The organism is Candidatus Kuenenbacteria bacterium (assembly GCA_012797775.1).
Lineage (GTDB): Bacteria > Patescibacteriota > Patescibacteriia > UBA2196 > GWA2-42-15 > JAAZMX01.
In genome coordinates, this window is record JAAZOM010000029.1 from 1 (window position 1) to 12,122 (window position 12,122).

General features: G+C 40.3%; 10 protein-coding genes, 5 tRNA genes and 2 rRNA genes. 8 read left to right on the forward strand and 9 right to left on the reverse strand.

What is annotated here, in order from left to right; all coding sequences use genetic code 11:
• From GYA54_04255 to GYA54_04265, 3 genes are all read left to right on the forward strand, one after another.
• Positions 1–436 (forward strand): 23S ribosomal RNA (locus tag GYA54_04255); the annotation flags it as partial.
• 64 nt (positions 437–500) lie between these two features.
• Positions 501–609, forward strand: a 5S ribosomal RNA gene (rrf, locus tag GYA54_04260).
• A 77-nt stretch (positions 610–686) separates the two neighbouring features.
• Positions 687–974 (forward strand): hypothetical protein, encoded by a 288-nt coding sequence (locus tag GYA54_04265; protein ID NMC51908.1) that lies wholly within the window; start codon positions 687–689, stop codon positions 972–974.
• A 56-nt stretch (positions 975–1,030) separates the two neighbouring features.
• On the opposite strand, the gene amrB is transcribed toward GYA54_04265, so the two are convergent.
• The gene (gene amrB, locus GYA54_04270) at positions 1,031–2,578 is read right to left on the reverse strand and encodes an AmmeMemoRadiSam system protein B (GenBank protein ID NMC51909.1); all 1,548 of its coding nucleotides are present in this window, start codon (positions 2,576–2,578) and stop codon (positions 1,031–1,033) included.
• 62 nt (positions 2,579–2,640) lie between these two features.
• Here amrB and GYA54_04275 point away from each other — a divergent pair, with 62 nt between their 5' ends.
• Positions 2,641–3,951: a DNA helicase UvrD gene (locus tag GYA54_04275; GenBank protein ID NMC51910.1), complete on the forward strand. Its 1,311-nt coding sequence runs from the start codon at positions 2,641–2,643 to the stop codon at positions 3,949–3,951.
• Between the two features lie 635 nt (positions 3,952–4,586).
• On the opposite strand, the gene GYA54_04280 is transcribed toward GYA54_04275, so the two are convergent.
• From GYA54_04280 to GYA54_04295, 4 genes are all read right to left on the reverse strand, one after another.
• Positions 4,587–4,660 (reverse strand) — tRNA-Ala (locus tag GYA54_04280).
• 8 nt (positions 4,661–4,668) lie between these two features.
• Positions 4,669–4,926 (reverse strand): hypothetical protein, encoded by a 258-nt coding sequence (locus GYA54_04285; protein NMC51911.1) that lies wholly within the window; start codon positions 4,924–4,926, stop codon positions 4,669–4,671.
• 24 nt (positions 4,927–4,950) lie between these two features.
• Positions 4,951–5,027, reverse strand: a tRNA-Val gene (locus tag GYA54_04290).
• A 173-nt stretch (positions 5,028–5,200) separates the two neighbouring features.
• A tRNA-Glu gene (locus GYA54_04295) sits at positions 5,201–5,275 on the reverse strand.
• Positions 5,276–5,411: 136 nt separating this feature from the next.
• Here GYA54_04295 and tsaD point away from each other — a divergent pair.
• On the forward strand, positions 5,412–6,527 hold the full coding sequence (gene tsaD / locus GYA54_04300) for a tRNA (adenosine(37)-N6)-threonylcarbamoyltransferase complex transferase subunit TsaD (GenBank protein NMC51912.1): 1,116 nt from the start codon (positions 5,412–5,414) through the stop codon (positions 6,525–6,527).
• 55 nt (positions 6,528–6,582) lie between these two features.
• On the opposite strand, the gene GYA54_04305 is transcribed toward tsaD, so the two are convergent.
• The 4 genes from GYA54_04305 to GYA54_04320 all read right to left on the reverse strand — a co-directional run bounded on the left by GYA54_04305 (position 6,583) and on the right by GYA54_04320 (position 8,604).
• Positions 6,583–7,146, reverse strand: coding sequence for a hypothetical protein (locus GYA54_04305; GenBank protein NMC51913.1), 564 nt, complete (start codon positions 7,144–7,146; stop codon positions 6,583–6,585).
• A gap of 31 nt (positions 7,147–7,177) precedes the next feature.
• Positions 7,178–7,254, reverse strand: a tRNA-Ile gene (locus tag GYA54_04310).
• Between the two features lie 64 nt (positions 7,255–7,318).
• Positions 7,319–7,395: transfer RNA gene (locus GYA54_04315), tRNA-Val, on the reverse strand.
• Between the two features lie 69 nt (positions 7,396–7,464).
• A complete protein-coding gene (locus GYA54_04320; protein ID NMC51914.1) occupies positions 7,465–8,604 on the reverse strand; it encodes a hypothetical protein in 1,140 nt (379 codons plus the stop codon).
• Between the two features lie 151 nt (positions 8,605–8,755).
• Between GYA54_04320 and GYA54_04325 the strand changes: the two genes are divergently transcribed.
• From GYA54_04325 to GYA54_04335, 3 genes are read left to right on the forward strand one after another with little or no spacing between them, the layout of a single operon-like run.
• On the forward strand, positions 8,756–10,756 hold the full coding sequence (locus GYA54_04325; GenBank protein ID NMC51915.1) for a translation initiation factor IF-2: 2,001 nt from the start codon (positions 8,756–8,758) through the stop codon (positions 10,754–10,756).
• A complete protein-coding gene (locus GYA54_04330; protein NMC51916.1) occupies positions 10,743–11,102 on the forward strand; it encodes a ribosome-binding factor A in 360 nt (119 codons plus the stop codon). The genes GYA54_04325 and GYA54_04330 overlap by 14 nt, the downstream gene beginning before the upstream one ends.
• 33 nt (positions 11,103–11,135) lie before the next feature.
• On the forward strand, positions 11,136–12,119 hold the full coding sequence (locus GYA54_04335; protein NMC51917.1) for a hypothetical protein: 984 nt from the start codon (positions 11,136–11,138) through the stop codon (positions 12,117–12,119).
• Positions 12,120–12,122: the final 3 nt, after the last annotated feature.

Here is a 12,122-nt window from a genome sequence, read left to right on the forward strand (position 1 = left end):
GATAACAGGCTAGTCTTGCCCAAGCGTCCACAGCGACGGCAAGGTTCGGCACCTCGATGTCGGCTCATCGCATCCTGGGGGTGAACAAGCTCCCAAGGGTTTGGCTGTTCGCCAATTAAAGCGGTACGTGAGCTGGGTTCAAAACGTCGTAAGACAGTTTGGTCTCCTATCTACTGTGAGCGTTTAAATCTTGAGGGACCCCTTCTCTAGTACGAGAGGACCGAGAAGGACGAACCGCTGGTGTATGAGTTGTCCTGCCAAGGGCACAGCTCAGTAGCTAAGTTCGGGTTGGATAAGCGCTGAAAGCATATAAGCGCGAAGCCGTTCCCAAGATCAGGATTTGATAGCCACCTGGAAGACTACCAGGTTGATAGGTGGCCGGGTGTAAGCCCCGTAAGGGGTTCAGCCTAGGCCATACTAATTGGCTTTGCGGATTCCTAAAAGTTTGTATTGAATTTTTTCTTCAAAAATATTGAACAATTCACCAAGGGTGGCATTGTTCTGGTGCTTCAAGAGAAAGGGTCACACCTGATCCCATCTCGAACTCAGAAGTTAAGCCTTTCATCGCCGATGATAGTCCAATAGGGCGAAAGTAGGCCAGCGCCAGAACAGTGCCACTCTTTTTAGTTTGACCAAAATGGCTGGGCAGTTTAGAATAAAGGTAGTTATTAATTAAAGTAAAAAATATGGGAGAATACGGTGATGTGTCAAAAGAGCAAGAAGCTATTTGGCAGCAGATCTCTAATTTTATAAAGGTTGATAGACTGGAAGACGAGGGTTTGGCCAGCACATTGGAGACGACAGAGGGAATAGATTTGAGTAAGGTTCAGGTCGCGGTGGAGATGGTTGATGGCGTGCCAAAAATAAAAGTAATAGTAGAGGGTGGAACAAAGGAAGGGAAAATACATTTGCAAGAAAAGATTATTGACTTTATTATAGACAAATATCCTGGAGCAGAAATAGAACTTAATTAGAGAATGATGATATTTAAAAACTCGGCTGAAAGGCCGAGTTTTTTGGTGGACAATTTTTATTTTTCTTCAAACACCTGCGCTTCAAAGGTGTAAATGTCTGCCGAACCGTCGAGCCAGCAGTTGGCAGGGAGGCCGGCTTTGTCGGCACAGAGGTGGGCCATAAAAGTATTTAGATCCCAGCCGGTTTCGGTAGCGACTTGAGGGAGGAAAACACCGGAGCGGGAACCTTTTTTGACGATGACGCCGTGACGGCCGAGCTCTATTTCTGTTTTTGGGCCAGAGATTTTTTGTGGGGGTGTGAGAACAGAAACTTCAATGGTGATATCTTTTAGTTCATTTTTTTCTAGAGACAAAAAGCGTGGATCTTCAAAAGCGGCGGCTTCGGTCATTTCAATAATGGCGGCGCTCAATTCTTTAATTGGTTCGATGAGGCCGATACAGCCGCGGAGTTCCTCATTTTTTCTCAAAGTGACAAAGATGCCTCTTTTTTCAGAGAAGACCGGATATTGTTTGTAATCTTCATTTTTGTCTGTGGTAAGGTTGAAGGCCAGTTCTAGAGTATTACGAGCTAGAGAGAGAGCGGCTGCTTGCTCGTCAGGATTGAGATTATTATTATTCATATAGTTGGATTTATTATTTGTAAAAACAACAGCACCATAGCCAACAACGCGCGACTTGTCGCCGTAATCTGGGGTGTCGCCGGAATTGGAATAATGAAGCTTATTGCCAGTGAGATTGAGTTCGTTGGCAATTATCATACCAACCTTGATAGCGGATGAGCCGCAGGCACAGGTGTCGAGATTGGGCCGGCCTTCGGCGATAATAGCGGAGAAGGTTTGATCAAAATTATTAATATCTTTAGTTAAAATTGAGTCAATTATTTTGGTGTCAGAGTAAAGGGCGTTGGCGTAGCTCGGGTAATGAGACAGGTCAGAGCTAATGATTAATAAAACATTTTTGCCAGAAATGACTTTTTCTATAGAATCGGCGATGGAAGCGAGAGTTTCATTGTCGTCGCTATTAATTAAACCCAAGATTGATTGCCAGCCGGGGACTAGTGTTTTTTGTAAAAAAGGTAGCTGGACTTCCAGCGAGTGCTCGGGCTCGTGGATTTTATTATCGGCAGAAATGTTTTGGTTGGTGGCGATTAACTCTTCGGTTAATTTTTTATCAACAGACACTTCACCAAGAGGCGTAGACACAGCATCGCCATTGTAGAGGATCAAGCCATCAATAGGATAATTGTGGCTACCGCCAAGAACAATTACAGTGTCATAAGATATATCAGCGACGGTTTTAAAAGCATAAGCAGCGGTCTCACCAGAAAAGACATAGCCGGCATGGGGAACAATAAAAATTTGCGGCTTGCCAGTAATTGTGGTAGTGGCATTGGCAAGAAGTCTCTCGATCATGGAGGATAGTTCTTTTTTGTCAGTTGGGTAGAATTGACCGGCGACTGCTGGCTGGCGGATAATTTTTGGGGTAGTCATAGTATTTTGATTATTATTTAAAATAGAGGAGGTTGGTTTTTGTTTGGGAAAAACTATGATTAAAATAATAATTGTAAAGCTTAAAAATAGGGCAAAGAGAAAGAGTTTTTTCATAAGGGTATTTTAGCACTGATTGTAGGATTTGTTTATTTGACAAATGGTGCTACACTGGAGTTATGAAAATTATAGCCGACTTACATATTCATTCGAGGTTTTCGCGGGCATGTTCGCGGGATTTGGTATTGGATAAAATTGATGAGACTTGCCGGACAAAGGGTGTGAATGTGGTCGGGACTGGAGATTTTACACATCCAGAATGGTTTTCGGAAATGAGAGAAAAATTGGCGGAGAAGGAGAAGGGGCTTTATACCTTAAAATCACAAATCCAAAATCCAAATTTCCAATCAAATCCAAAATCCAAAACCCAAGAATTTAAACAGGCACGATTTATTTGTTCGGCGGAGATTGCCTGTATTTATTCCAAGGGCGGTAAAGTAAGAAGATTGCATGTCATGGTTTTGGCGCCGAGTTTAGAAGCGGTGGAGAAGATCAATTTGGCCTTAGGAAAAATCGGAAATTTAAAATCAGATGGGCGACCGATTTTGGGGCTGGATGTGGAAAAATTGGCAGAGATAGTTTTTGGGGTTGATGAGGGGTGTGTGGTTATACCAGCCCATATTTGGACGCCGTGGTTTGCGATGTTTGGTTCAAAGTCAGGCTTTGATAGTGTGGAGGAATGCTGGGGTCAGATGGCTGACCAGATTTTCGCGATAGAAACAGGCTTGTCCAGCGACCCAGAGATGAATTGGCGGGTAAAAAATTTGGACCGGATGAGTATTATTTCCAATTCTGATGCGCATTCCTTGCCCAATATTGGGAGAGAGGCCAATGTCTTTGAAGTGGAGGAAGATAAATTGAGTTTTAATGAGATAATGAGAATAATAAAAAGCAAGAATCCAAAAGAGTTTTTGTATACTGTTGAATTTTATCCAGAAGAAGGGATGTATCATTTTGATGGTCACCGAGCATGCAGGACAGGTATGACACCAAGTGAATCAAAAAGAAATAAAAATATTTGTCCTAAGTGTAAGAAAGAGTTAACGATCGGAGTCTTGAATAGAGTAGAAGAATTGGCCGAAGAAGAAAGGGGAGAGGGGCATGTGGATAAATCACGAGTACCTTTTGTAAAGTTGGTAGAACTAGACAAAATAATTGCTGAAGTGCTTGGTGTAAAATCTAGAAATTCAAAGCAGGTAAAACTAGAATATAATAGTTTGATAAAAAATTTTGGTAGTGAGTTTGATATTTTGCTTCAGGTTGATTTAAAAAAGATTGCGGAGAAAAATAATTTTGATATTGCCGAGGGGATAAGAAGAGTAAGAGTGGGCGAACTTTTTATCAAGCCGGGCTATGATGGGCAGTATGGAGAAATAAAAATTTTTGGTTCGGAGAAAGAAAGAAAAAGACAAATGAATTTATTTGAGTGAGGTTTTTTAAAAGCCAAAAATTCCCTAACATTAGGGAATTTTTGGTTTTCTAGAGAACCTCTAGAGGTATCTAAAATTAGACTATTTCCTCTTTTTGGTCTTTTTTGCCTTTTTCACTTTCTTAACTGTTTTTTTCACTTTCTTTTTAGCTGCCATTTTTATCACCCCCTTTCTGGTAAGATGCTTTCCTCATGTTGAGCGTTGAAAAATTCAGTAGAAAATTTTTCAACAAACGACGAGCACGGGAAAGAAAATTACTTTATAAAATTTATAGAAATATTTTTCGCAAATTTTTTTTAAAATATTTTTATAAATTTTTAAAGAAAAAAGTTATCCACAAGTGAACTGATATATTAATTATAAAATTATTTTAATAAAATGTAAATAGTGAAAATAAAGTTGGAGAAAATAAAATAGAAAATTATAGAAATAAAATTTTTAAAATAAAAAACATTAATTGTTGTGTTAATGTTTTTTAATAAGATAAAATAATTTTGGCTGACCGTGTGAGATACGAACTGTTTTAAAACCCTCCTGCTCGCAAAGCAGGCGCCCCGTCTGCCATCGCCTTGAACACTACCGGGCTCGAACCGTTTGAGAGTAATACCAGGCCCTCCGCCCTGCTTTCAAGAAATTGGACTGTGCGAGATTCGAACTCGCGACCTCCTGCTTGCAAAGCAGGCGCTCTAACCAACTGAGCTAACAGCCCAAAATATTTTAGTATGGTTGAGTAAAATTGCCACCCATGCGCCCAAAGATTGAGACTAAAAGAGATTCACCAATACCGCTGATAGCTAGTAAGGCGATTATAATAATAGTAATGCCGATTAGCTTCCACATGAGGCGCGTGCCCCCATAGGTTCCAAGATAGTGATCAGCCCACTCTGTGTGCCCAAAGTTGTCAACAATGCTATTGCTATATTTGACAATAAAAAATCCGGCGACGATGGCGAGGAAGCTAAAAAAATACTTCATACTTTTGTTTTTTTAAAATTATACTGGTGGACGATGTAGGGTTCGAACCTACGACCTCCTCGGTGTAAACGAGGCGCTCTAACCAACTGAGCTAATCGTCCTTGTTGGTACCGCTACGGGGGATCGGGTCCGGGGCAGCGGCAAATCCTGCGCCAGCTCTGATTTGCCGTCGTCTCGCTCGCCAATTTCGGCGGGCTCACTTCTGCCCTTCGATTCCCTGAGAATCAAAAATGTTTTGCCTTAAATCAGAATAATCAAAATTTAAAATATTCGGTGGTACCGCTACGGGGGATCGAACCCCGATTTTCAGGATGAAAACCTGATGTCCTAACCATTAGACGATAGCGGCGCAAAAAGGTAAAGGTAGATTGTATTTTTAAAAAATAACCCTTTTTTGGGGTGAATACAAAAATATGGTATCATTATCTGGACAATTTGGCAAGGTTGAGGTAATAATATCTTTGTTATTATAAAGGATAATAAATATGTTGATTTTGGGTATTGAAACATCTTGTGACGAAACAGCAGCAGCCGTTTTGGAAATAAAGAACGGCAGTTTTAGAATTTTGTCCAATTTGGTCTCTTCGTCGGTAGAATTACAGGCACGGTATGGCGGTATTGTGCCAGAAGTGGCGGCCAGAAAACAGGTAGAATTTGTAATGCCGGTTTTAGAGCAGGTTAAAAAACTAGGAATTCCAAAAAATATTGATTATATTGCAGTAACAAGTGGTCCGGGGTTGATTACTTCACTTCGAGTGGGGGTGGAGGCGGCTAGAACATTGAGTTATATTTGGAAAAAACCCTTAATGCAGGTTAATCATTTGGAAGGACACATTTATTCAGCTTTGCTGAATAAAATTCAAAATTCAAAATTCAAAGTCCCTGCCTCGCCGGCAGGCGGGCAAAATAAACCACAAATCCAAAATAAAAATTTTCAAAGGTTGCCAAAGCTGGTATTCCCAGCGTTGGCGTTGGTGGTGTCTGGCGGGCACACGCAGTTGGTTTTGATGAGGAATTATTTAGATTACAAAATTATTGGGGAGACTCTGGACGATGCGGTGGGAGAGGCTTTTGATAAAGTGGCAAAAATTTTGGATTTAGGTTATCCTGGCGGGCCGGTTATTGCAAAAATGGCCGAAGGGGGGGATAAAAGTAGTTTTGAATTGCCAAGGCCAATGATGAATAGCGGGGATTATAATTTTTCTTTTGCAGGATTAAAGACGGCGGTTTTATATAAAACTTTAAATCATAAAAATGTTAAATCATTAAAACAAAAAAGAGATTTGTGTGCTAGTTTTCAGGAGGCCTGTGTAGATGTTCTCATCAATAAAACAATCAGGGCGGCAAAAGAATATAAAGTAAAGACAATATTGGTGGGTGGTGGTGTGGCGGCGAATAAAGAATTAAGAGAAAGATTGGAGAGAGAGGCTGGCGAATTGAAGGGAGTAAAATTATTGATACCAGAAATAAAGTATACTGGTGATAATGCGGCGATGATCGCTTTGGTAGGGTATTTTAGGACAATAAGAGCATTAAAGCGCAAAAGTATTAAAAAGGTAGACTGGGGGAAGGCAAAAGTGGATCCGAATATGGAGCTATAAATAAGAAGAATAATACCGTCGGTTATGTAACCGACGGTATTATTTTTTATAAAAGTTATATTTTATCGCGGAGTTTGAGATCGTAGATGATCGATTCTATTTTCTTGAGATTGGTGCCGATGATTTCTAGTTTGGTCCGAGTGGAATTATTTCTAGTGATACTCAAAGGAATAATCAAATCATAGATTTTGGAGACATAGTCGTGAATGGCTTTAACCTGTTTTTCGTTTTGATGGGCTAGCCGGACGAGTTCACCGGTCAGATCGGAGAGACCGCCGAGATAAGTGTCGGGCGTGACCTTGAGCGAGGTGGCAGTGGGCAGGGGTTTATTTTTTATATAATTGTAAAGTAGGACAGCCTCGACGTATTCTTCAAAACCGACATTGATGGCGGGGATGGCATAAAGATATGGATGGCGACCTAACTTTTTTTGAAGGACATCAAAGATTTTGTGCATTTCCGGTAAGTTTTTGACCACGGCCTCGGAATTATTTTTAATCAGAAAACTGATAGTTGATTTGGATAAAATTCGTAGCTTGTCGGAGAGATTCATGCAAGCGCTGCGTTCGCGGTTGTGCTCTTCGTAGAGCCTGTAGGGGATCTGGGGAAGTTTGGGCATAAAATAAATTAAAAAATAAAAGCAAGGATCCTGGTGGGCATGCTGGGATTTGAACCCAGGACCCCCACTTTATAAGAGTGGTGCTCTAACCAACTGAGCTACATGCCCATATAAATTAACCTAAAATTCAAAGCCTAAAGCTCAAAAGCAAAATAATAAAAAATATTTATTATGGTGGGTCCGAGAGGAGTTGAACCTCTGACCTCTTGCGTGTCATGCAAGCGCTCTAACCAACTGAGCTACGAACCCAATTTATTTTATTGACAATTAAAACTAGAACTATGATTATTTAAATTATAGAGTATTATGGTTTTATTTTCAATGGATGGGCCGGATAAATTCCCTTAGTTGATTTATAACTGCTTGTTCCGCCAAAATCAGTCGGGTTTCTTTTAGTTGAAAACAGGCCCGATTTTTTGTACCAGTGCCCTGCCATGGACTGGCAAGATCAAGGGCGTTGTAGTTGGGTGAGGTATAGATCTCTCCATTTATATTGCCAGTATTTGTTTCAAATAAAAGAACGGTAATTTTGATATGCGGGGAACGAGAGAGGAGTTCGTTTACTACGCCCTCTAGATCTTCAATAGAGCCACCGGATTTTTGAAAGTCAGTTTGGCTGACAAGAGACCAGGCCAGATTATAGTGGGTGTCTTGTTTGAGACGAGCCAAGATGCGGCCCCAGAGATTGAGGGTGGTGATGCTTTTGTTTTTATTGAGATTATTGATAATGTAGCTTTGATCTGCCCCGAGCTTCATAAGGTAAGAGGCATTGTGCAAACACTCCGGGGTAATAGCAGGGGTGCGGAAGTTTTCTGTTTTTAAAATAATACCGGAGAGTAGATTGGTAGCAATTTCTGAATTTATGTTTTCTGGTTGAGTGCTGTTTAAAAGATTGAAAAGCAACTCTGAGCAAGAAGAGGTGTTTAGGCTGATGTGGTTTATCTGCCCAAACCTTTCATTGGCGGGGTGATTGTCAATATTGATAATAGTAGTTTGGAAAAAAAATTCTGGCTCTTTAGAATAAAGACGCCCAAGAGATTCAAGGTCTTGGCAGCCGGCGGTAATAATTAAGTCATATTTATAATTACTGGGTTCTATCGTAATAGATTCTTTTTTAATTTCACCAGACAGGGGGGTAATATAAATTTTTAATTGATTGTTTTTGAGGTTGTAATTAAAATCTTTGACGGGATTTTTTTCGACATCTAGAGTTATGATTAGTTTTTTTAGTGGTTCATTGATTGTTTTAATGTTTTCTGAACCAAAGAGAAAAGAAAATTTATTTTTTAATTTTTCACTCACGACAATATCTGCTGGCTTGTTTATTTTTTGGAGAAACAATTTGAGCGCCAAGATAGAGGCGATGCCGTCGCCCGTATCGTTTTCGTTAGTAGTGAGTAGAATATGGTGTGAATTTTTGATTAATTCAGAAATTTGTTGGTTGAGGGTGAGAGACATTGGAGGAGCAATAAATTAAAAAATATTAAGTTAATATATAGGAGCACCCGGGATGTGTCAAGGGCGTAAATTGGCAAAAGAGCCTCAAATAAGGAGAAAAGGCTTCTTTTTTATTTGACTTTGCTTATTTTTTAACGTAAGATTGAATAATATGAATGTGACAGAATTGGCGAGAAAATTAAAGATTACACCAAACAAGTTGAAGGAAATAATGCCGCAACTCGGTTTTGATATTGGGGCGAGGGCGATAAAGGTGGATCCCAAGATGGCGCAGGCAATAATAGAAAAAATGTCTGATCCAGCGGTGAGAGAGAAATATTTGAATGAGGGTGAGCCTATGACAAAGAGAGAGACAGCCCAAGAAGAAAAAAAACAAGAAGGGGAAGTCGGTATTATAAAAGTACCAGAGAAAATAGTGGTAAAAGAGCTAGCGAGAAGAATGAACATACCGGTGGCTAATCTAATTTTAGAATTGATGAAAAATGGAGTGATGGCACCACTGAATCAATATATTGATTTTGAGACAGCGTCTATCATCGCTGAAGATATGGGTTTTGGGGTAGAAAAATCAGAGGAGAGTGATCTGGAAATAGATAATGAAGCGGAACAGAGGAAACTTTTGGCGATAGATCAGGACAGTGCTAGCCCAAGGCCGCCGATAGTAGTGGTGATGGGCCATGTGGATCACGGTAAAACAAAATTGTTGGATGCTATTAGAAATACAAATATAATGGAAGGGGAGGCCGGTGGTATTACTCAACATATTGGAGCTTATCAGGTGGAAAGAGGGGGAAGACTCCTGACCTTTATTGACACTCCAGGACACGAGGCTTTTTCGGCAATGCGTTCAAGGGGGGCCAAGGTGGCTGATATTGCGATACTTCTAGTGGCGGCTGATGATGGGGTCCAGCCGCAAACAATAGAGGCCTTGGCGCACATTAGAAAAGCCGAGCTACCATTTATTGTAGCAATAAACAAAATAGATAAACCCGGAGCCAACATAGAAAAAGTGAAGGGCGATTTGGCAAATATTGGTCTTGCACCAGAAGACTGGGGCGGAAAAACTATTTGCGTAGAAATATCGGCCAAGGAAAATATAAATATTTCTTTACTTTTAGAAAATTTATTTTTGGTGGCTGATTTAAATAAAGAAAAGATTGTAGCCAATATTTCCGTGGCGGCCGCCGGGACGATTATTGAATCACACATAGATAAGGGTGAGGGTCCAGTAGCGACTGTCTTGATCCAAAACGGGACGCTGATGGGGGGTGATTTGGTAAAGATCGGTAATGTGGTTGGCAAGATCAGAATAATGAAAAATTGGAAGGGAGAGCAAATAGAAAAAGCGACACCCTCAATGCCAGTAAGGATTTTGGGCTTAAAGGCGATACCCAGAGTGGGCGATATTTTGCAAGTAGTAGAGAATCAAAAAGAGTTGAAAAAATTGTCAAAGATAAAAATTAGCGAGCCGCAGAGGGTGGTCAGTAATACTTTTAACAGTCGGGATAAAAACAATGAGGAAGAAAATGAAAAGCCCAAAGTAAATATTATTCTCAAGTCAGATGTGTTGGGTTCGGTGGAGGCGATAATAGAGTCTTTACTAAAAATAGAAAAAGGGGGAGTCTCGGTCGCCGTGATAAAACAGGGCCTTGGTAATATAACCGAAAAGGATATAGAGCAGGCGGCGGCTCTTGGCGCGGAGGTGCTTGGGTTTAATGTAAAAATTACACCGGAGGCTAAAAAGATGTCTACAGACAAAGGGGTTGAAGCGGTCGTGTCTGGGGTTATTTATGATCTACTTGATTTTGTAGAAAAAAAAGTAATTGACTTGGCCGGAGTAGAAATAATAGAAAAGGTGGTTGGTCGCTTGAAGGTAGTGGCAATATTTAGAACAGAAAAGAGAGAACAGATTATCGGAGGAAAAGTGGAGAGTGGACGGGCGGTTCCAGAGATACAAGCGAGGGTTTTCCGGAAAAATCAATTGGTAGGCGAAATTAAAATAAAAGAGGTTGAGGCCGGTCGGACGAAAGTAAAAGAGGTTTTGGAGGGAGAGGAATGCGGCATGAGAATAGAATCAAAGATAGAAATAGAAAAGAATGATGTTCTGGAATTATTTACAAGAGAAGAGAAAAAGAGATATGGACAGTCATAAGGGAGAAAGAATGAACAATTTGATAAAAGAGGGCCTGGGGGAGATACTGCAGAATGAGGTGGAAATTGGGGAGGGAATTTTTGTTAGTATAGGTTCGGCAGAGGTGACGCCGGATTTGTCGCTGGCCAAGATATGGATAAACGTTTGGCCTTTAGAAAAATCCAATGAGGTATTAGAAATTTTAAAAAAGAACAATTTTAGATTGCGCCAAGAGCTGGCTGGTAAGATGGATTTGCGTCGGGTGCCAAGATTGTTTTTTCAGATAGATACGGAAGAAATAGAAGATGAGAAGCAGAGAAGGGTGGTGGATGATATTCTGGATAAAATAAGAAAAGAAGAAGGTTGACAGCTCTTTATCTGGCTGGTAGACTGGGATGATATGTTTAAAATAAATGAGGATAATAAAATAATTAGCCAGGCCACAATTTTGGCAGAAAAGATAGAGGGGGCTACGAATATTTTGATTTTTACCCATAAGGATCCAGACACTGATGCGATTGGCTCCCTTATGGTGATGTCTCGTTTTTTGTCCAAGAGGGGGAAAAATCACCAGATTTTTTTATCAATGCCTTTATTAGAAAGGTTTTTTTATTTAAAAGAGAGTGTCAGGATAATCGATGATAAGACAGAAATAAAAAGAGAAAATTTTGATCTGATTATTGGATTGGATTGCTCAAATTTGGATTGGAGCGGCATTGAGGAAGTATTGGTCAGAAAGAAAGCAGAGGGTGTTTTTTTTGTAAATATAGATCATCATCCAAATAGTAATTTTGCTGATTTAAATATAGTAGACAAGGGAAAGGCATCAACTACTTTATTGCTTTATAATTTATTTGTTTTGTGGAAAGTAGAAATTGATGAAAGGACGGCAACTCAAATTTTAGCTGGCTTAATAGCTGATACGAATTGTTTCACCAATACGGCTACTGGACCAGAGGCTTATTTCGCGGCGGCAGAGCTGTTGCGTCTGGGTGCACGCTATACTTATGTGGTGTCACAATTTCAAAGAAATGATCAGAGTAATTGGTTTGCCACTTGGTCAAAGATATTATCAAGATTGACAAAAAATGATAAAATTAATTTGGCTTATTCGGTGGTGTTACCAGAGGACGTTGAGGGCGGGGGCTCTGGGATATTGGATGGCGCAACCAATTTTTTGAGTAATTTGTCGGGCATTAGGATGGCGATGATAATTAAGGAAAGCGCCAGTGGGGAAATAAAGGTAAGCATGAGGTCGCTTGATGGCAAGATAAATGTAGCAAAATTGGCTCACGTGTTTGGCGGAGGGGGGCACGAGAAGGCGGCTGGGTTTTCGCTTCGGGGTAGAATAGAAAGGGAAAATAGATATTGGCAGATAGTATAAAGT

Excerpts from the sequence above, each read along its gene's own strand:
- GYA54_04325 (NMC51915.1), top strand. The coding sequence starts at position 8,756 with ATGAATGTGACAGAATTGGCGAGAAAATTAAAGATTACACCAAACAAG.
- GYA54_04275 (NMC51910.1), top strand. The coding sequence starts at position 2,641 with ATGAAAATTATAGCCGACTTACATATTCATTCGAGGTTTTCGCGGGCA.
- GYA54_04335 (NMC51917.1), top strand. The coding sequence starts at position 11,136 with ATGTTTAAAATAAATGAGGATAATAAAATAATTAGCCAGGCCACAATT.
- GYA54_04320 (NMC51914.1), bottom strand. The coding sequence starts at position 8,604 with ATGTCTCTCACCCTCAACCAACAAATTTCTGAATTAATCAAAAATTCA.
- GYA54_04305 (NMC51913.1), bottom strand. The coding sequence starts at position 7,146 with ATGCCCAAACTTCCCCAGATCCCCTACAGGCTCTACGAAGAGCACAAC.
- GYA54_04265 (NMC51908.1), top strand. The coding sequence starts at position 687 with ATGGGAGAATACGGTGATGTGTCAAAAGAGCAAGAAGCTATTTGGCAG.
- amrB (NMC51909.1), bottom strand. The coding sequence starts at position 2,578 with ATGAAAAAACTCTTTCTCTTTGCCCTATTTTTAAGCTTTACAATTATT.
- tsaD (NMC51912.1), top strand. The coding sequence starts at position 5,412 with ATGTTGATTTTGGGTATTGAAACATCTTGTGACGAAACAGCAGCAGCC.
- GYA54_04330 (NMC51916.1), top strand. The coding sequence starts at position 10,743 with ATGGACAGTCATAAGGGAGAAAGAATGAACAATTTGATAAAAGAGGGC.
- GYA54_04285 (NMC51911.1), bottom strand. The coding sequence starts at position 4,926 with ATGAAGTATTTTTTTAGCTTCCTCGCCATCGTCGCCGGATTTTTTATT.